Origin of the sequence: Agrococcus sp. BE272 (assembly GCF_031457935.1) — a bacterium.
In the GTDB taxonomy this organism is placed as follows: Bacteria; Actinomycetota; Actinomycetes; order Actinomycetales; family Microbacteriaceae; genus Agrococcus; species Agrococcus sediminis.
Genome location: NZ_JAVDXL010000002.1, coordinates 828,205 through 847,446 on the forward strand (window position 1 = coordinate 828,205; position 19,242 = coordinate 847,446).

The 19,242-nt window shown below is 72.8% G+C and carries 16 protein-coding genes; all 16 read right to left on the reverse strand.

Annotation, left to right across the window (positions count from 1 at the left end):
• Positions 1-26: 26 nt before the first annotated feature.
• Positions 27-3,536 (reverse strand): DNA polymerase III subunit alpha, encoded by a 3,510-nt coding sequence (gene dnaE / locus J2X49_RS10450; RefSeq protein ID WP_310125781.1) that lies wholly within the window; start codon positions 3,534-3,536, stop codon positions 27-29.
• 56 nt (positions 3,537-3,592) lie between these two features.
• Entirely contained in the window at positions 3,593-4,513 is a 921-nt protein-coding gene (locus J2X49_RS10455) for an RluA family pseudouridine synthase (protein ID WP_310125783.1), read from the reverse strand.
• Positions 4,513-5,046 carry a signal peptidase II gene (gene lspA / locus J2X49_RS10460; protein ID WP_310125785.1) on the reverse strand — a complete coding sequence of 178 codons (534 nt, stop codon included), beginning with the start codon at positions 5,044-5,046 and terminating at the stop codon, positions 4,513-4,515. Before lspA ends, J2X49_RS10455 begins: the two co-directional genes overlap by 1 nt.
• 68 nt (positions 5,047-5,114) lie before the next feature.
• Positions 5,115-5,849, reverse strand: a complete 735-nt coding sequence (locus J2X49_RS10465; protein WP_310125787.1) for a DivIVA domain-containing protein — start codon at positions 5,847-5,849, stop codon at positions 5,115-5,117.
• 113 nt (positions 5,850-5,962) lie between these two features.
• Positions 5,963-6,271, reverse strand: a complete 309-nt coding sequence (locus tag J2X49_RS10470; protein ID WP_164877036.1) for a YggT family protein — start codon at positions 6,269-6,271, stop codon at positions 5,963-5,965.
• 14 nt (positions 6,272-6,285) lie between these two features.
• Positions 6,286-6,756, reverse strand: a complete 471-nt coding sequence (locus J2X49_RS10475) for a cell division protein SepF (RefSeq protein WP_128188512.1) — start codon at positions 6,754-6,756, stop codon at positions 6,286-6,288.
• Positions 6,757-6,783: 27 nt separating this feature from the next.
• A complete protein-coding gene (locus J2X49_RS10480; protein WP_310125796.1) occupies positions 6,784-7,458 on the reverse strand; it encodes a YggS family pyridoxal phosphate-dependent enzyme in 675 nt (224 codons plus the stop codon).
• 5 nt (positions 7,459-7,463) lie between these two features.
• A complete protein-coding gene (ftsZ, locus tag J2X49_RS10485; protein ID WP_225792828.1) occupies positions 7,464-8,633 on the reverse strand; it encodes a cell division protein FtsZ in 1,170 nt (389 codons plus the stop codon).
• Positions 8,634-8,800: 167 nt separating this feature from the next.
• Positions 8,801-9,946, reverse strand: coding sequence for an FtsQ-type POTRA domain-containing protein (locus tag J2X49_RS10490; RefSeq protein WP_310125800.1), 1,146 nt, complete (start codon positions 9,944-9,946; stop codon positions 8,801-8,803).
• Positions 9,943-11,346, reverse strand: coding sequence for a UDP-N-acetylmuramate--L-alanine ligase (murC, locus tag J2X49_RS10495; RefSeq protein ID WP_310125803.1), 1,404 nt, complete (start codon positions 11,344-11,346; stop codon positions 9,943-9,945). Before murC ends, J2X49_RS10490 begins: the two co-directional genes overlap by 4 nt.
• Entirely contained in the window at positions 11,343-12,431 is a 1,089-nt protein-coding gene (locus tag J2X49_RS10500; protein WP_310126046.1) for a UDP-N-acetylglucosamine--N-acetylmuramyl-(pentapeptide) pyrophosphoryl-undecaprenol N-acetylglucosamine transferase, read from the reverse strand. Before J2X49_RS10500 ends, murC begins: the two co-directional genes overlap by 4 nt.
• Complete coding sequence (gene ftsW, locus J2X49_RS10505) at positions 12,428-13,678, reverse strand: putative lipid II flippase FtsW (RefSeq protein WP_310125806.1); 1,251 nt, start codon at positions 13,676-13,678, stop codon at positions 12,428-12,430. Before ftsW ends, J2X49_RS10500 begins: the two co-directional genes overlap by 4 nt.
• Positions 13,641-15,140 (reverse strand): UDP-N-acetylmuramoyl-L-alanine--D-glutamate ligase, encoded by a 1,500-nt coding sequence (gene murD, locus J2X49_RS10510; RefSeq protein ID WP_310125809.1) that lies wholly within the window; start codon positions 15,138-15,140, stop codon positions 13,641-13,643. The genes ftsW and murD overlap by 38 nt, the downstream gene beginning before the upstream one ends.
• A complete protein-coding gene (mraY, locus tag J2X49_RS10515) occupies positions 15,140-16,240 on the reverse strand; it encodes a phospho-N-acetylmuramoyl-pentapeptide-transferase (RefSeq protein WP_310125812.1) in 1,101 nt (366 codons plus the stop codon). Before mraY ends, murD begins: the two co-directional genes overlap by 1 nt.
• Complete coding sequence (gene murF, locus J2X49_RS10520) at positions 16,240-17,643, reverse strand: UDP-N-acetylmuramoyl-tripeptide--D-alanyl-D-alanine ligase (RefSeq protein WP_310125815.1); 1,404 nt, start codon at positions 17,641-17,643, stop codon at positions 16,240-16,242. Before murF ends, mraY begins: the two co-directional genes overlap by 1 nt.
• Positions 17,643-19,217 carry a Mur ligase family protein gene (locus J2X49_RS10525; protein ID WP_396131245.1) on the reverse strand — a complete coding sequence of 525 codons (1,575 nt, stop codon included), beginning with the start codon at positions 19,215-19,217 and terminating at the stop codon, positions 17,643-17,645. The genes murF and J2X49_RS10525 overlap by 1 nt, the downstream gene beginning before the upstream one ends.
• Positions 19,218-19,242 lie beyond the last annotated feature (25 nt).

Sequence of the window (19,242 nt, forward strand, 5' to 3'; positions counted from 1 at the left end):
CCCCCTGCGCCGAGCGGGGGGGCGGGTCAGGCGATCGAGGCGGGGCCCAGCAGCGACTTGATCTCGCCGAAGAGGTCGCTCGAGACGCGCACCCGCTGCGGCAGCGAGAACACCCGCTCGACCTCGGGCCGCTCGAGCGCCAGGCGCACGTCGGTCGGCCCGGAGTGCCGCTCGAGCAGGCCGCGCAGCTCGCGCATGACCGTCATCGACGCGCGCCGCTCCGGGATGCGCAGCTCGAGCGGCCGCGTCTCGTCGACCGGCTGCACATCCGGCGTGTCGATGCTGTTCGCGTGCACCGTGAAGCCGTCGTCGCGCGTGCGCACCCGGCCCCGCACCACGACGACCTGGTCGGGCTGCAGGCTCGTGCGGAACTCCGTGTACGACTTGCCGAGCACCATCACCTCGAGCTCGCCGCCGAAGTCCTGCAGCGCGAAGATGCCGTACTGGTTGCCGGAGTTGCGCGCCACGCGGTGCTGGACGCTCGTGATGAGGCCCGCGAGCGTGACGGTGTCGCCGTCCTCGGCGGTCTCGGCGAGGTCCTGGATCTGATGCGTCGCGTGCTTCGCGAGCTCGAGCTCGAGGCCCGCGAGCGGGTGGTCGGAGACGTAGAGGCCGAGCATCTCGCGCTCGAACGCGAGCTTGTCGCGCTTGCCCCACTCCGGCCGGTCGGGCACCCGGTCGGCGACCGCGTCGAGGTCGTCGAAGATGTCGCCGAAGAGGTCGACCTGGCCGTTCGCCTCGTTGCGCTTGATCGAGACGGCCGCGTCGACCGCATCCTCGTGGATTTCGAGCATCGCGCGCCGCGTCGCCCCCTGGCTGTCGAAGGCGCCCGACTTGATGAGCGACTCGACGGTGCGCTTGTTGGCGACGCCGAGCGGCACCTTCTTCAGGAAGTCGTGGAACGACGTGTAGGCGCCCTCGCGCGTGCGCGCGGCGATGATGCCGTCGACCACGCCCTCGCCGACGTTCCGCACGGCGCCGAGGCCGAAGCGGATGTCGTCGCCGACGGCCGTGAAGTAGAGCGACGACTCGTTGACGTCGGGCGGCAGCACCGTGATGCCCATCCGCCGGCACTCCGACAGGTAGATCGCCATCTTGTCCTTGGAGTCGCCGACGCTCGTGAGCAGCGCGGCCATGTACTCGGCCGGGTAGTGGGCCTTCAGGTAGGCGGTCCAGTAGGAGATGACGCCGTAGGCGGCGGAGTGCGCCTTGTTGAAGGCGTAGTCGGAGAAGGGCAGCAGGATGTCCCACAGCGCCTTGACGGCGCCGGCCGAGTAGCCGCGCTCGCGCATGCCGCCGGAGAACGCCTCGAACTGCTTGTCGAGCTCGGCCTTCTTCTTCTTGCCCATCGCGCGCCGCAGGATGTCGGCCTGGCCGAGCGTGTAGCCGGCGACCTTCTGCGCGACCGCCATCACCTGCTCCTGGTAGATGATAAGGCCGTAGCTCTCGTCGAGGATGTCGGCGAGCGGCTCCTCGAGCTCGGGATGGATGGGCGTGATCGGCTGCAGGCCGTTCTTGCGCAGCGCGTAGTTCGTGTGCGAGTCGGCGCCCATGGGGCCGGGCCGGTAGAGGGCGATGACGGCCGAGATGTCGCCGAACGAGTCGGGCTTCATGAGGCGCAGCAGCGAGCGCAGCGGTCCGCCGTCGAGCTGGAAGACGCCGAGCGTGTCGCCGCGGCCGAGCAGCTCGTACGCCCCGCGGTCGTCGAGCGGCAGGGTCTCGAGGTCGAGCTCCTCGCCGCGGTTGGCGCGGATGTTGTCGAGCGCGTCGGAGACGATCGTGAGGTTGCGCAGCCCCAGGAAGTCCATCTTGATGAGGCCGAGCGCCTCGCACGCAGGGTAGTCGAACTGCGTGATGATCGCGCCGTCCTGCTCGCGCTTCATGATCGGGATGATGTCGATGAGCGGCTCGGACGACATGATCACGCCCGCCGCGTGCACGCCCCACTGCCGTTTGAGGTTCTCGAGCCCGCGCGCGGTCTCGAAGACCGTCTTCGCCTCGGCGTCGGTCTCGATGAGCGCGCGGAGGTCGCCGGCCTCCTTGTAGCGCTCGTGCGACGAGTCGAAGATGCCCGAGAGCGGGATGTCCTTGCCCATGACCGCGGGCGGCATCGCCTTCGTGAGCCGCTCGCCCATGCCGAAGGGGAAGCCGAGCACGCGGGATGCGTCCTTCAGCGCCTGCTTGGACTTGATCGTGCCGTAGGTGACGATCTGGGCGACGCGCTCCGAGCCGTACTTCTCGGTGACGTAGCGGATGACCTCGGGGCGGCGCCGGTCGTCGAAGTCGATGTCGAAGTCGGGCATCGAGACGCGGTCGGGGTTGAGGAAGCGCTCGAAGATGAGGCCGTGCTCGAGCGGGTCGAGGTCGGTGATGCGCATCGCGTAGGCGGCCATGGAGCCGGCGCCGGAGCCGCGGCCGGGCCCGACGCGGATGCCGTTGTCCTTCGCCCAGTTGATGAAGTCGGCGACGACGAGGAAGTAGCCGGGGAACCCCATGTTCGAGATGACGTCCATCTCGTAGTTCGCCTGCTGCTGCACGCGCTCGGGGATGCCGCCCGGGTAGCGCCGCTCGAGGCCGACCGCGACCTCGTGGCGGAACCAGGTGTCCTCGGTGTGGCCCTCCGGCACCGGGTACCGGGGCATGTAGTTGGCCGACTCGTCGAACTCGACCGAGCAGCGCTCGGCGACGAGCAGCGTGTTGTCGCACGCGCCGTCGAGGTCGCGGAAGAGGTGGCGCATCTCGGCGGCCGACTTCACGTAGTAGCCGCCGCCCTCGAGCCGGAAGCGGTTCGGGTCGTCCATCGTCGAGCCGGACTGCACGCACAGCAGCGCCTCGTGGCTCTTCGCGTCGGCGGCGTGCGTGTAGTGCAGGTCGTTGGTGGCCAGCAGCGGCAGCCCGAGCCGCTTGCCGATCTCGAGCAGCCCGTCGCGCACGCGCCGCTCGATCTCGAGCCCGTGGTCCATGATCTCGAGGAAGTAGCTCTCGGCGCCGAAGAGGTCGCGGTAGCTCGCGGCGGCCTCCATGGCGAGGTCGAACTGGCCGAGCCGCAAGCGGGTCTGCACCTCGCCGGAGGGGCAGCCGGTGGTGGCGATGAGGCCCTTCGCGTGCCGCTCGAGCAGCTCGCGGTCCATGCGCGGCTTGAAGTAGAAGCCCTCCATCGACGCGTAGGAGGAGAGGCGGAAGAGGTTGGCGAGCCCCTCGTTGCTCTCGGCCAGGAGCGTCATGTGCGTGTAGGCGCCGCCGCCGGAGACGTCGTCGCCGGGCGCGGCGTCGCTGCCGCCCCACTTGACGCGCGTCTTGTCGGAGCGGTGGGTGCCGGGCGTGATGTACGCCTCGGTGCCGATGATGGGCTTGACGCCTTGCGCCTTCGCCGCGCGCCAGAACTCGTAGGCGCCGAACACGTTGCCGTGGTCGGTCATCGCGACCGCCGGCATGCCCTCCTGCTGCACGGCCTGCATGAGCTCGGTGATGCGAGCTGCGCCGTCGAGCATGGAGTACTCGGTGTGGACGTGGAGGTGCGCGAAGGAGTCTGCCATGGCCCCTCGATCCTACGGGCGGGGGCCCACGCGCCGAGCCGGGCGCGGCGGCAGGATCAGTCCTCGCGGAGGATCTCGAGCGCCCGCGCGAGGTCGGCCGGGTAGGGCGACTCGAAGACCACCTGCTCGCCGGAGCCCGGGTGCCGGAAGCCGAGCCGCTTCGCGTGCAGCCACTGCCGCTCGAGACCGAGCCGGGCGGCGACCGTCGGGTCGGCGCCGTACATGGTGTCGCCGATGCAGGGGTGGCGCCGGGCGGCCATGTGGACGCGGATCTGGTGCGTGCGCCCCGTCTCGAGGTGCACCTCGAGCAGGCTGCCGCCGCGGAACGCCTCGAGCGTCTCGTAGTGGGTGATCGCGTGCTTGCCGCTCGAGACCACCGCGAACTTCCACTCGCTGCCCGGGTGGCGGCCGATCGGCGCGTCGATCGTGCCCGACAGCGGGTCGGGGTGCCCCTGCACCGCCGCGTGGTAGACCTTCTCGACCTCGCGGTCGTGGAAGGCGGCCTTCAGTTCGCTGTAGGCGCGCTCGCTCTTCGCGACCACCATCAGGCCGCTCGTGCCGGCGTCGAGCCGGTGCACGACGCCCTGCCGCTCGGCGGCGCCGGAGGTGGCGATCTGGAAGCCCGCCGCCGCCAGCGCGCCGACGACCGTCGGGCCCTGCCAGCCCGCGCTCGGGTGCGCGGCGACGCCGGCGGGCTTGTCGACGACGACGATGTCGGCGTCGTCGTGCACGATGCCGAGGTCGGGCACGGGCGTCGCGACGATCCGGGGCGCCTCGCGAGGCTGCCAGCGCAGGTCGAGCCACGCGTCGGCGCGCAGGCGGTCGGACTTCCCGAGCGTCGCGCCGTCCTGCTGCGCCCCGCCGTCGTCGAGCATGGTGACGACCGCGGTGCGCGAGAGCCCCAGCAGCTTGGCGAGGCCCGCGTCGGCGCGCGTGCCGTCGAGGCCGGGCGGCACCTGCAGGAAGCGCTCCTCCATCAGCGGTCGTCGGGGTCGAGCGGCTGCGTGGCGTCGGGGTCGCCCTCGCGCGCGTCCGCCTTCGGCTCGTCGGTGCGGCGCACGCCGTCGAGGCCGATGTTGGCGAGCACGAGCAGCACCACGCCGATCATCGACGACACGATGAAGATGTCGGCGATGTTGAAGATCGCCGGGAAGCCCCAGACCTGGATGAAGTCGATGACGTGGCCGACGAAGAAGCCGGGCTCGCGCGTCAGCCGATCGGTGAGGTTGCCGACCGTGCCGCCGAGCAGGCCGCCGAACGCGGCCGCCCAGAGGGGCGAGCGGATGCGACGCAGCTGGGTGGCGATGAACACCACCACGACACCGGCGAGGATCGTGAAGATCCAGGTGGAGCCGGCCGCGAGCGAGAACGCCGCACCGGGGTTCCGCACGAAGTGCCACTGGAGCAGCTCGCCGAGCACTGCCCGGCGCTCCCCCTCGGCCATCTCGGCGATGACCCACTCCTTCGAGAGGAAGTCGGCCACCCAGACGACGACTGCGGTCCCGAGCACGAGGCCCAGCATCCGCCAGGCCGTCGTGCTCCGGACCGCAGTCGAGTCGTCTGCCACAGAGTGCGCGATCAGCTGCCGCTCTGGCCGCCGAAGGCGAGCGAGGACGAGCGGTCGAGGTCGCGCAGCTGGCTCTCGATGTAGCCGCGCAGCTTGAGGCGGTAGTCGCGCTCGAAGCTCTTGAGCTCGTCGATCTTCTGCTCGAGGGCAGCCTTCTGCTCGTCGAGCTTCTTCTTCTCGTCGTCGAACTCCTGGTTGAGCACCGACTTGCGCTGCTCGGCGTCGTCCTCGATCTGCTGCGCGGTGGCCTCGGCGGCGGCGATCAGCTCGTCGCGGCGGGCCTCGCCCGCGGCGACGTGCTCGTCGTGGACGCGCTGCGCGAGCGCCAGCAGGCCATCGGCGTTCGAGACGGCGGGCGCGGCGCCCTCGGGCTGCGGCTCCGCGGCCTGCGGCTCGGTGACCACGTCGTCCTGCGGCACCTCGGCGACGGGGGCCGGCTCGGCCTCGCGCTCGGCGAGCTGCTCCTTGAGGCGCTCGTTCTCGACGCGGAGCTGCTCGAGCTCGGCGGCGTCGGGGTGCTCGACGGGCTCGGCGGCCTCGGCGGTCGCGGCGGCGGGCGCTGCGACGGCGCCGCCCTGCTTCAGCTGCTCGTTCTCGGCGCGGAGGGCGTCGTTCTCCTCGGTGAGTCGACGAAGCTCGGTGACCACCTCGTCGAGGAAGTCGTCGACCTCATCCTGGTCGTAGCCGTCGCGGAAGCGCGTCGTCTCGAAGCGCTTGTGGACGACGTCGTCAGGAGTCAGTGCCATGTCGTGCCTTTCTTCGTCGGCTGCCGCGCCCGATCGGGCGCGCAGCGCAGATTCACTGTACCCGTCGCGGACGGCGTGCTGACGATCCTAGCCCGCCGCGCCCGCGCGGCACCTCAGGCGCTGAGCGCCCGGAAGGGGCCGACCACGGTCATGAGCAGGATGAGCCCGAGGAGCAGCACGAGCATCGCGAGGTCGAGCATCGCGCCGCCGACGCGCACCGGCTTCACGAACCGGCGCACCCAGCGCAGCGGCGGGTCGGTCACCCGCAGGATCCACACCGACAGCACGAGCCAGAAGCCGGAGGGCTTCCAGTCGCGCCGGAGCTGCCGCACGAAGTCGAGGATGATCCGCGCCCAGAAGACGTAGAACGCGAGCAGCGCTGCGGTGTGGACGATCCAGGCGAGGATCGAGACGATCGGCACTGAGCTGACGGGGCTCAGTGCGCGAAGACGGCGGAGTCCGCGTCCTCGTCGACCGAGCGGCCGCCGGAGACGGCGATGTGCTCGGGCGTCAGCAGGTAGACCTTGGTCGTCACGCGCTCGATGCGGCCCTCGAGTCCCTGCGTGAGGCCCGCCGAGAAGTCGATCAGCCGGCGCGCGTCGCCGTCGGTCATCTGCGACAGGTTGATGATCACCGGCGTGCCGTCGCGGAACGCCTCAGCGATGGCCTTGGCGTCCTTGTACTGGCGCGGGTGCACCGTGAGGATCTCGCTCATGTCGCTCACCTTCTGCGCTGCGCGGAGCTTCGTGACGGGAGCGCGGCGCGGCTCCTCGACGCGCTCGCGCGGCTGGTGCGTGTGTGCACGGTCGTGCTCCTCGGTCCGCTCGATCGGGCGGACCTCCTGGGTCAGCTCATCCTCCTCGGCGAAGCCGAAGTAGATCGCCGCCTTCTTCAGTGCGTTGCTCATGGGATCCTCCTCGTGGCCTGGTTCACGCTATCCGCCGAGCGGGCGGTTTCCCGTGATTGCGGTGCCGATCCGCAGGTGTGTCGCGCCGTGCTCGAGCGCCTCGCGCCAGTCGCCGCTCATGCCCGCCGAGATCCACTCGGCGGCGGGGTCGACGGCGCGCACGCGCTCGGCGAGGCGGGCGAGCCGCTCGAACGCGGCGGCGGGCTCCTCGCCGAGCGGCGCGACCGCCATCACGCCCCGCAGCCGCAGCGCCGGCGACGCGGCGACGCGCTCGGCGAGCGCGTCGAGGCCGTCGGGGGCGACGCCCCCGCGGGCGGGGTCGTCGGAGAGGTTGACCTGCACGAGCGCGTCGCGCACGGGGCGCCCGTCGCCGGGCTCGCCGCCCTCGAGCGCCTCCACGAGCTCGGGCGCGTCGATCGAGTGCAGCACGTCGGCGTAGCGGGCGACCTGCCGCGCCTTGTTGCGCTGCAGCTGGCCCACGAAGTGCCAGGTGAGGTCGAGGTCGGCGAGCGCCGCCGCCTTGTCGCGCGACTCGGGGTGCCGGCTCTCGCCGAAGTCGCGCTGCCCCGCCGCCGCGAGCTCGCGCACGAGCGAGGCCGGATGCCGCTTCGTGACGACGATCAGCGTGACGCCGCGCGCCCGGCGCGCCCCCTCGAGCTGCTCGAGGAAGGCGGCCAGGCGCGCGGCGGGGGCGTCTGCCATGCGTGTCAGCGCAGGAAGTCGGGGAGGAACTCGTCCTCCTCCTCGTCCACCTGGGTCAGCGGCTGGACAGGGCCGGTGAGGTGGTCGGCGACCGGGGGCGCCGGGACGGGGCGGCGCTCGGGCGCCTCGTGGGCGTCGGACGCCGGGGCGCTCGGCGTCGACTGCCGCAGGCCCATCTCGGTGCGCGACGCCGTGCGGATGACGGAGTCGTCGACCTTCGCGATCGGGCCGGTGCCGTCGAAGCCCGCGGCGATGACCGTCACGCGCACCTCGTCGCCGAGCGTGTCGTCGATGACCGTGCCGAAGATGATGTTCGCCTCGGGGTGCACCGCCTCCTGCACGAGCTTGGCGGCGTCGTAGGTCTCGTGGATGCCGAGGTTGCTGCCGGCCTGGATCGACAGCAGCACGCCGTGCGCTCCGTCGATCTTCGCCTCGAGCAGCGGGCTCGCGACGGCGAGCTCCGCGGCCTTGATCGCGCGGTCCGCGCCGCGCGACGAGCCGATGCCCATGAGCGCGGAGCCCGCGCCCTGCATGACCGACTTCACGTCGGCGAAGTCGACGTTGATGAGGCCCGGGGTGGTGATGAGGTCGGTGATGCCCTGGACGCCCGCGAGCAGCACCTGGTCGGCGGTCTCGAACGCCTCGACCATCGAGATGCCCATGTCGGAGATCTCGAGCAGCCGGTCGTTCGGCACGACGATGAGCGTGTCGACCTCGTTCTTGAGCGCCTCGACGCCCGTCTCGGCCTGCGCCTGGCGGCGACGGCCCTCGAACGAGAACGGCTTGGTCACGACGCCGACGGTGAGCGCACCGAGGCTCTTGGCGATGCGCGCCACCACGGGCGCGCCGCCCGTGCCGGTGCCGCCGCCCTCGCCCGCGGTGACGAAGACCATGTCGGCGCCCGCGAGCGCCTCCTCGATCTCCTCCGCGTGGTCCTCGGCGGCGCGGCGGCCGACCTCGGGGTCGGCGCCCGCGCCGAGGCCCTTGGTCAGCTCGCGGCCGACGTCGAGCTTGACGTCGGCGTCGCTGAGCAGCAGCGCCTGCGCGTCGGTGTTGATGGCGATGAACTCGACGCCTCGCAGGCCGAGGTCGATCATGCGGTTCACGGCGTTCACGCCGCCGCCGCCCACGCCGACCACCTTGATGACGGCGAGGTAGTTGTTGTTGGAAGTCACGGTTCCGGCCCCTCGATCGAACTCTCAACCTCTAGTTGAAGTTTAGAGAATTCCTCACTTCATGCTGACGAGTTCGACGGTACGTCCGCGGGGGTGCGCGGGTCGGGAGCGACTCGGTGTGTCGCCGCCGGATCCGTCAAGAAAAGGATTCGTCAGGTTCGCGGGGCTCAGGAGCCGCGCACGACGGAGTGCTCGGGGGCCCGGACGTCGAGCACGACGGCGACCGCCGGATCCTGCGTCGCGAGCAGCGCCGCGACCACGTCGGCCTTGAGCCGGCTCTCGTCGGCGCCGCCCCACAGCACGGTCTGGCCGCTCGTGAGCGAGAGGCGGATGTCCGACTCGGTCGGGGCGCTGATGGTCGCCGTCGCCTCGAGCACCGACGTCGGCACCGCGACGAGCATGGCCGCGATCGCCTCGAACTCGGCGCTGCCCAGCTCGACGCCGTCGAGCCTCGGCAGCATCGCGGTCGACTCGTCGACCGGCCCGAGCGCGACGCCCGCGGCGTCGATGACGGCCTCCCCGGATGCGGTGGGCACGATGGCGACCGGGCGCCGCTCGACGACGTGCACGATCACGGTCGACGGCGGCACGACATCCACCCGGAACGACTCGATCTGGGGGATCGTCGAGAGCCGCTGCGCGACGCCCTCCTCGGTGACGGTCGCGATGGGCTCCCCCATCGCGTCGCCGAGGGCCTCCTGCACGACCGCGGCGTCGAGCCGCTCGACGCCCTGCACGCGCACCTCGCGCACGGCCATGAGCGGCGACCACACGAGCCCGACGAGCAGGAGCAGCGCGAGCGCGAGCCCGCCGCCGGTGAGGAGCGCGGCGCGCACCTGGCTCCGCCGGGCGGCGGTGAAGCGGCGCACCTCGGCGCGCTCCCGCCGCACGCGGGCGCGCTTGGCCTCCTTGGCCTCGCGGCGGGTCTCGCGGGCCTCCTCGCGGTCGAGGCGGCGCTGCTCGCGCTGCGCCTCGCGCCACGCGCGGTCGACGCGCTGGGCGAGCGAGCCGCGCTCCTCGTCGGGGAGGGGCGCGGGCTCCGGCCCGTCCGTCGCCGGCGCCGCATCGGCGCCGTCGTCGAGGTCGGCGTAGGCGCTCAGAGCCCAGCGCCTCGGCTCGCGCTCCGGCTCGCGCTCCCGCTCGACCGAGCGGCGGGGCGTCGCCGCCGTCTCGTGCGCCGCGATGGCGCGGAGCGCGGCGTCGCGGCGACGGCGCAGCGCCTCGAGGCTCGAGCCTCCGGCCGCGTCGTCCGCGTCGGCGGGCGCCTCGACCGGCTCGTCCGTGCGGCGGTCGAAGCCGTCGGGCCGCCTCACGACCCGTCGCCCTCCTCCAGCGCCGCGAGCACCTGCGGGATGATGCGGTAGACGTCGCCGCACGAGAGCGTGACGATGATGTCGCCCTCGCGCGCGAGCTCCGCCGCCCGCGCCGCTGCCTGCTGCCAGTCGGGCAGGTAGTCGACGTCGGCGTCGTCCTGGAAGCGCTCGGCGACGAGCGCGCCGGTGACGCCGGGGATCGGGTCCTCGCGGGCGCCGTAGACGTCGAGCACGACGGTGTGGTCGGCGACCCGCTCGTAGACGGCGGCGAAGTCGCCCGCCATGTCGCGCGTGCGGGTGTACAGGTGCGGCTGGTGGATGGCGATGATGCGGCCGTCGCCGATCACGGTGCGCGCCGCCGACAGCGCGGCGTCGACCTCGGCGGGGTGGTGCGCGTAGTCGTCGAACACGCGCACGCCGCGTCGCTCGCCGTGCAGCTCGAACCGGCGCCCGGTGCCGCGGAAGCCTGCCAGCGCGTGCGCGCCGTCGACGGGCGCGACGCCCATCGCGACGAGGGTCGCGAGCGCCCCCACCGCGTTCACGGCGTTGTGCCTGCCGGGCACGCCCACCTCGACGTCGAAGCGCTCGCCGGCGATCTCGACGGTCGCGGCGGCGCTCGCCCCGACCCGGATGTCGACGATGCGCACGTCGGCGTCGGCGGCCTCGCCGAACGTGACGACGCGGTCGTGGTGGACGCGCGCCCGCACGCGCTGCGCGCCGGGGTCGTCGGCCGAGATGACGACGGCCTCGCTCGCGCGGCTCGCGAACTCGGCGAACGCCGCGTCGAAGGCCTCGGGGGTGCCGTAGTGGTCGAGGTGGTCGGTGTCGACGTTCGTGATGAGGGCGACGGCCACGTCGTAGAGCAGGAACGAGCCGTCCGACTCATCCGCCTCGAGCACGAACGCGTCGGAGCTGCCGTGGCCGCTCGAGGCGTCGAGGCCGGCGATGACGCCGCCGTTGACGAAGGATGCGTCGATGCCGAGGCCGTGCAGCCCGACGACGAGCATGCCCGTCGTCGTCGTCTTGCCGTGGGCGCCCGCGACGGCCACGACCCGCTTGCCGCGCGCGAGCACGTGGAGCGCCTGGGAGCGGTGGAGCACGGGCACGCCGCGCTCGCGGGCCGCGACGAGCTCGGGGTTGTCGGGCCAGAGCGCGCTCGTGACGACGACCGCGTCGACCTCGTCGGGCAGGTTGGCGGCGTCGTGGCCGATCGCGACGCGGGCGCCGCGCTCGACGAGCCGGTCGACGGCGGCGGAGCCGCTGCGGTCGGAGCCGGAGACCGCGAGCCCGGCGTCGAGCATCATGTGCGCGATGCCCGACATGCCCGAGCCGCCGATGCCGATGAAGTGCACCCGCTCGATCTGCTCGGGGATGGGCTGGGTGAGATCGGGTTCGATCACGGCTTCCTCCTCGTGGCTGCGGCCCGCTCGATGAGGTCGCTCATGCGGTCGCTGCCGTCGGTCGCGCCGGCGCCCGCGCTGGCGGAGGCCATCTCGGCGAGCCGATCGGCGTCCTCCAGCAGCGGCACGAGCCGCGCGCGCACCCATTCTGCCGTGAACTCGCGGTCGTCGACCAGCAGCGCTCCCCCGGCCGCGACCTGGTCGGCGGCGTTCATGCCCTGCTCGCCGTTGCCGTAGGGCAGCGGCACGTACACCGCGGGGAGGCCCACGGCCATGAGCTCCGACACCGTCAGGCTGCCCGCGCGGCACACGACGAGGTCGGCGGCGGCGAGCGCGAGGTGCATGCGGTCGAGGTACTCGATCGCGACGTAGTGGGGCACGTCGGCGGGCTCGAAGTCGGTCTGCCTGCCGCCCGAGAGGTGCAGGATCTGCCAGCCGGCGGCGACGATGTCGGCGGCCGTGGCGACGATCGTGCGGTTGATGGAGCGCGCGCCCTGCGAGCCGCCGGTGACGAGGAGCGTCGGGCGCTCGGGGTCGAGGCCCAGCTCGCGCACCGCCTCGTCGCGCAGCGCGACCCGGTCGAGCCCGGTGATCTCGGGGCGCAGCGGCATGCCGACGACCTCGCCCGCGAGGGTGGTCGGGCGGTACGAGAGGCCGACGAAGGGCGTCCAGCGGGCGCCGAGCACGTTGGCCATGCCGGGCTTCGCGTTCGCCTCGTGGATGGCGATCGGGATGCCCTCGAGCCGGGCCGCGCGGTAGGCGGGCGCCGCGGCGTACCCGCCGAAGCCGACGACGACGTCGATGCGGCGCTCGCGCAGCAGCGCCCGCACATCGCGCACCGCGCGGCGCCAGCGGGCGGGGAAGCGCAGCGCCGCGGCGTCGGGGCGGCGCGGGAACGGCAGCTTCTCGATCGTGACGAGCTCGAGCCCCGCGCGCGGCACGAGCTCGCGCTCGAGGCCCTCGCGGGTGCCGAGCACCGTCAGCTCGACGCCGGGGTCGCGCTCGCGCAGCCGCTGCGCGGTCGCGAGCAGCGGGTTGACGTGGCCGGCGGTGCCGCCGCCGGCGAGCAGGACGCGCACGGTCAGCCCTCCGCCGGAGCCGGCGCGGGCGTCGGCGCGGGCGCGGGGCGCTCGCCCCGCACGATCGGGTTGTCGACGCGCTCGAGCGACAGCACGACGCCGACGATGAGGAGCGCGGCGATGAGCTGCGAGCCGCCCGAGGAGATGAAGGGCAGCGGCACGCCGAGCACGGGCAGGAGCCCGAGCACGACGCCGATGTTGACGATCGCCTGGCCCGTGAGCCACACCATCGCGGCGCCGGTGACGACGCGAGTCATCTGCAGGCGGGCGTGCCGCACGATGCGCAGCATCGTCCAGGCCAGCAGCGCGAAGAGCGCGAGCACGACGACGGCGCCGAGCAGGCCCAGCTCCTCGCCGATGATCGCGAAGATGTAGTCGTTGTCGGCCTCGGGCAGCCACGACCACTTGGCGCGCGAGTTGCCGAGCCCGACGCCGAAGAGGCCGCCGGCCGACAGCGCCCACGTGCCGTGCAGCTGCTGCCAGCAGCCCGAGTAGTAGTCGGCGTCGGTGCAGCCCTGCACGAACGCGGTGATGCGGCGCACGCGCGAGGGGCTCGAGAGCACGACCGGCACCGCGAGCAGCGCGAGCCCGGCGGCCGGCAGCAGCAGGTGCCACCAGCGCACGCCGGCGAACCACAGCGCGCCGAACGAGAGCATCGTCATGATCACCACGGTGCCGAGGTCGCTGCCGAGCAGCACGAGGCCGATCGAGAGGCCGGCGACCGGCCCGGCCGGGATCCACGCGTGCCAGAAGCTCGTCACGTGGCGCTGCTTGCGCGTCATGATCATCGCGAGCCACACGCACAGCGCAACCTTCACGAACTCGGACGGCTGCAGCGAGAAGCCGCCGACGCCGATCCAGTTGCGGTTGCCGTTCGCGCCGAAGCCGAGCGGCGTGAACACGAGCACCTGCAGCGCGATGCCGAGCATGATGCCGAGCCACGCGACGCGCTGCCACACGTGCGCGGGCATGCGCGCGGCGAGCAGCATCAGCACGATGCCGACGGCGGCGAAAGCGCCCTGCTTGGCGAAGTCGGTGAAGAACGAGCCGCCCGCCACGTAGCTCTCGACCGATGAGGACGAGAGCACCATGATGAGGCCGAACGCGACCAGGAAGAGCGTGGTGCCGAGCAGCAGCGCCGCGTTGAGGGTCGGCGCGCCGAACATCGAGCGCACGCGCACGAGCGCGCGTCGGCCCATCCTGGAGGCGGCGCCGTCAGTCGTGCGCGCGGGGGCCGCGGTCGTCGTCGCCATGGGCTCCCCTCCCCCGCACCGCCTCGGCGAAGCGGTCGCCGCGGTCTGCGTAGTCGTCGAACTGGTCCATGGATGCGGCCGCCGGCGCCAGCAGGACCGTGACGCCGGGCGCGGCGTGCGCTGCGGCCGCCTCGACGGCCAGCCGCATCACGGCTCCAGTGTCCGCCGTCGAGACCTCCACGAGCGGGATGCCCGGCGCGTGTCGCGCGAACGCCTCCCGCACCGGTGCGCGCTCGACGCCGATCGCGACGGCGGCGACGATGCGACCCGCGTGCCGCTCGACGAGCGGCGCGACGTCTGCGCCCTTGAACAGGCCGCCCACGATCCACACGACCCGGTCGAAGGCGCTGAGCGAGCCCTCGGCCGCGTGCGGGTTGGTGGCCTTCGAGTCGTCGACCCAGCGCACCCCGTCGACCTCGGCGACGAGCTCGGTGCGGTGCCGGTCGAGGCGGAAGGAGCGGATGGCGTCCCGCACGTGGGCGGGCTCGGCGCCGAAGGCGCGCGCGAGCGCCGCCGCCGCGAGCACGTTGCGCGCCATGTGCGGCGAGCGCAGGCCGCCGGGCACGAGGTCGTCGAGCGTGCCGAGCTCGAGCGCCTGCCGGTGCCGGTCGTCGAGGAACGCGCGGTCGACGAGCACGCCGTCGACGATGCCGAGGTCGCTGCGCCCGGGCACGCCGAGGCCGAAGCCGATCGCGCGGCAGCCCTCGACGACGTCGGCCTCCTCGACCATCGCCATCGTCGCCGGGTCCTCGACGTTGTAGACGGCCGCGACCCGCGCGTTCCGGTACACCTTCGCCTTGGCCGCGCGGTACGCCTCGGCCGACCCGTGCCAGTCGAGGTGGTCGTCGTCGATGTTGAGGCACGCCGCCGAGTGCGGCCACAGGGCACCGGGCCCCTCCTCGGCGAGCCCGTGCAGCTGGAAGCTCGAGAGCTCGACGACGAGCGCGTCGAAGCCCTCGGGGTCGCGCACGGCGTCGAGCACGGGCGTGCCGATGTTGCCCACCGGCGCGACCCGGAAGCCCGCCTCGCGCAGCATGTGCGCGGTGAGCTGCGTCGTGGTGGTCTTGCCGTTCGTGCCCGTGACGAGGATCCACTCGGCCGCGCGCACCTTGTCGCGAACGCGCCAGGCGAGCTCGATGTCGCCCCACACGGGGATGCCCCGCTCGGCGGCGGCGACGAGCCACGGGTGGTCGGGGCGGAGGCCCGGCGACGCGATCACGAGCTCGGCCTCGGCGAGCGCCTCGGGCACCTCAGCGGCCGTCGCGTCGACGATCGGCACGCCCAGGACGCCGAGGATCGTGCGGCGCTCGTCGTCGACGCGCTCGGCGACGGCGGTGACGGATGCGCCGAGCTCGGCGAGCGTGTCGACGGCGGCGAAGCCGGTGACGCCGAGGCCGAGCACCGCGACGCGCAGGCCCGACCAGTCGCTGCGCCAGGAGGTGAGGGAGTCGAGGTCGCGCATCAGCCGTGGATCGTCCACTCGAAGTAGAAGAGGCCGACACCCGCGGCCACGAAGAGCCCCGCGATGATCCAGAAGCGCACGACGATCGTGACCTCGGCCCATCCCTTGAGCTCGAAGTGGTGGTGCAGCGGCGTCATGAGGAACACGCGCTTGCCGCCGGTGGCCTTGAAGTAGGCGCGCTGCACGATGACGGAGCCGGTGACGATGATCGGCAGGCCCGCGATGAGCAGCAGCAGCAGGTGCGTGTCGGTCATGACCGCGAGGCCCGCGAGCGCGCCGCCGAGCGCGAGCGAGCCGACGTCGCCCATGAAGATCTGTGCGGGGCTCGTGTTCCACCAGAGGAACCCGATGAGCGCGCCGCACAGCGTCGCCGCGAGCGTCGCGAGGTCGAGGGGCGCCGCGATCTCGTAGCAGCGGTACAGGTTCTCCTCGGCGGAGCCGCCGGGCCGGCACGACTGGTTGGACTGCCAGAACGCGATGAAGGCGTAGCCGACCATCGCGACGATCGTCGAGCCCGTGGCGAGGCCGTCGAGGCCGTCGGTCACGTTGACGGCGTTGGCCGCCGAGACGTTGATGATCGTGATCCAGAGCACGAAGAGGATGCCGCCGACCGCTCCCCACGGCGCGAGGTCGAGCCACGGGATGTCGCGCACGCCCGAGATTGTGACGTCGACGACGGGCCGGCCGTCGGGGCCAGCGGGCACGGTGATCGCGAGCACCGAGAAGAGCACCGACACGACGAGCTGGCCGGCGACCTTCGCCCAGCCGCCGAGGCCGAGCGAGCGCTGGTTCGAGATCTTGAGGAAGTCGTCGACGAAGCCGACGGCGCCCATGCCGACGATGAGCAGCAGCACGAGCAGCACCGGCCAGGTCGGCGGGTCCTGTCCGATGAGCTTGCCGCCGAAGTAGCCGACGAGCGTCGCCACGATGAAGATGAGGCCGCCCATCGTGGGCGTGCCGCGCTTGACGTGGTGCGTCTGCGGGCCGTCGTCGCGGATGAACTGGCCCCAGCCGATGCGCGTGAAGCCGCGCACGAACAGCGGCGTCGCGAGGAGCGACACCAGCAGGGCGATCGCGGCCGAGGCCAGCAGCACGAGCATCAGACGCCCCCGATCCGGTCGCCGAGGTCCTTGAGGCCCGCCGACAGCGACGACTTGACGAGCACGACGTCGCCGGGCTCGAGGCTCGAGCGCAGCAGCGCCTCCGCCTGCTCCGCATCCTCCACCCAGACGGTGTCCTGGCCGAACGACGACTCGAGCTCGGCGGCGTCGTGGATGGCCTTCGCGCCGATGCCGACGACGACGAGCCGGTCGATGCGCACCCGCACGGCGAGCCTGCCGACGCGGTCGTGCTCCTCGGCCGACAGCGGCCCGAGCTCGCCCATCTCGCCGAGCACCGCGACCGAGCGGCGAGCTGCCTGCCTCGTCATGTGCGCGAGCGATCGGAGGGCCGCGGCCATCGAGTCGGGGCTCGCGTTGTAGGCGTCGTTGATGACGGTGATGCCGCCGCCGGGCTCGAGCAGCTCCATGCGCCAGCGCTCCGCGCGGGGCATCGTGCCGAGCGCGGCGATCGCGCGCTCGAGGTCGAGGCCGAGCGCGTCGGCCACCGTGAGCGCGGCGAGCGCGTTCATGACGTGGTGCTCGCCGAGGATGCGCAGGCGCAGCGGCCACGACTCGCCGCCCCGATGGATCGTCGCGAGCGTGCCCTCGAGCGTCGACTCGACGTCGCTCGCCCAGAGCGTCGTCGGCTCGTCGGCCGGGCCGGGCTCGGTGCCGAACCAGGCGATGCGGGCGCGGGTCGCCGCGGCCATGCCGCGCACCCGCTCGTCGTCGCGGTTCAGCACGGCGACGTGGTGCTCGGCGAGGTCCTGCACCATCTCGGTCTTCGCCCGGGTCGTGGCCTCGACGCCGCCGAACTCGCCCGCGTGGGCGAGGCCGACCTTGAGGACGACGCCGAGGTCGGGATGCGCCATGGCCGTGAGGCGCGCGATGTCGCCCTCGACGCTCGCGCCCATCTCGAGCACGAGGAAGCGGGTCGCCTCGTCGATGCGGAGCATCGTCATCGGCGCGCCGACCTCGTTGTTGAACGACTTGACGGGGCTGACGGTCGGGCCGTGCTCCTCGAGGATCGCCTGCAGCATGTTCTTGGTCGTCGTCTTGCCGTTGGAGCCCGTGACGCCGATGACGGTCAGCTCGCCCGCCGCCCGCACGCGGCGGATGACCTCCGCGGCGAGCGCGCCGAGCGCGACGACCCCGTCGACGACGACGACGTGCGGCACGTCCTGCTCGAGCGGCCGCTCGGCGACGATGAGCGCCGCGCCAGCCGCGATCGCGGCATCGACGAAGCGGTGCCCGTCGGTGACCTCTCCCGGCATCGCGAAGAACGCGCCGCCGGGCGTGACGAGGCGGGAGTCGGTCTCGACGGAGCCGGTGACGACCGCGTCGTCGCCGTGGAGCACGCCGCCCACGGCCTGTGCGATCTCGCTCGCGCGCATCCGGAGCATCAGTGCTGCTCCCGCCGCGCGAGGTCGTCGCGCACCGGCCAGCCGGCCTCCTGGAGCGCGCGGCGCGCCTCGTCGCGCGCGACGAACGACTCGCGGACGCCCGCGACGTCGCGGTAGTCGGCGTCGCCCGGGCCGGCCCACAGCACGGTGTCGCCAGGGCCGGCGAGCTCGAGCGCGGCGCGGATCGCGGCCTCCTCGGGCGACGACTCGATGACGGGCTTGCCGCCGGCCGCCGCGCGGGCGCCCTCCAGCACCTGCGCGCGGATGGCCGCCGGGTCCTCGGTGCGGGGGTTGAAGTCGGTCACCACGACGGCGTCGGCGAGCTCGGCGGCGATGCGGCCCATGTCGGCGCGCTTCGTGGCGTCGCGGTCGCCGTCGGCGCCGAAGAGCATGATGAGCCGGCCCTCGGTGACGCGGCGGAGCGCCTCGAGCGTCTGCGCGAACGCGTCGGGGCTGTGGCCGTAGTCGACGAACACGGCGGGGCCCTCGTCGCCGGAGACCCGCTCGATGCGGCCGGGCAGCGTGCTGCGCATGCCGCGGTCGATCACCTCGGCGATCGCTTCGAGCTCGAAGCCCGCCTCGACGAGCATGAGGATCGCGATGGCCGCGTCGACCGCCATGTGGCGCCCGATGAACGGCACCTGCACCTCGATCGCGCCGCCGTCGATGCCCGTGAGGGTGAACGACGTCGAGGTCGGCGTCTCCTCCCAGATGTCGACGTGCCAGTCGGCCTGGCGCTGCGGATCGCTCGAGAGCGTCGTGACGGGGATGCGGCTGCGCTCGGCGACGCGCACGCCCCAGTCGCCGTCGACGCACACGACACCGCGCTCGGCGCGGTCGGGCGTGAAGAGCTCGAGCTTCACGTCGAAGTACGCCTCCATGGAGCCGTAGTCGTCGAGGTGGTCGTGGCTGAGGTTCGTGAACGCGACGACGTCGAAGCGCACGCCGTCGACGCGGTGCCGCTCGAGCGCCTGCGCGCTCACCTCGAGCACGGCGGCGCGCACGCCCGCCTCGCGCATCCGGGCGAGCAGCGCGTGCAGCTCGCTCGCCTCGGGCGTCGTGAGCTTCGAGGTGACGACGAGGTCGCCCACGTGCCGCTCGGCCGTGGTCGACAGGCCCGTGACGAAGCCGAGGTCGGCGAGCAGCCCCTCGAGCATGAAGGAGGTGGAGGTCTTGCCGTTGGTGCCCGTGATGCCGAAGAGCTTCGGGGGCTGCTCCTCGGTGCGGTACACCCACGCCGCGATCTCGCCGAGCGCGGCGCGCGGGTCGTCGACGACGATCACCGGCACGTCGGCCTCGACGAGGCCGGCGCCGGCGGGGTCGGTGACCACGGCGACCGCGCCGCGCTCGACAGCACCGGCGGCGAACTCGGCGCCGTGCCGGTGCGCGCCCGGCAGCGCCGCGAAGATGTCGCCGGGCTGCACGTCGGAGGAGTCGATCGTGATGCCCGTCACCTCGACGCCGTCGAGGTCGTCGCGCTCCTCGAGCTCGAACGCCTCCACGAGGCCGGTGAGGGGCCTCGGTGCGGGATGCTCCGGTCGCAGGATCCTCGGGGTCACGCCCGCCACGGACATCCTCTCCTCAGTGCTCAGGTGTCGC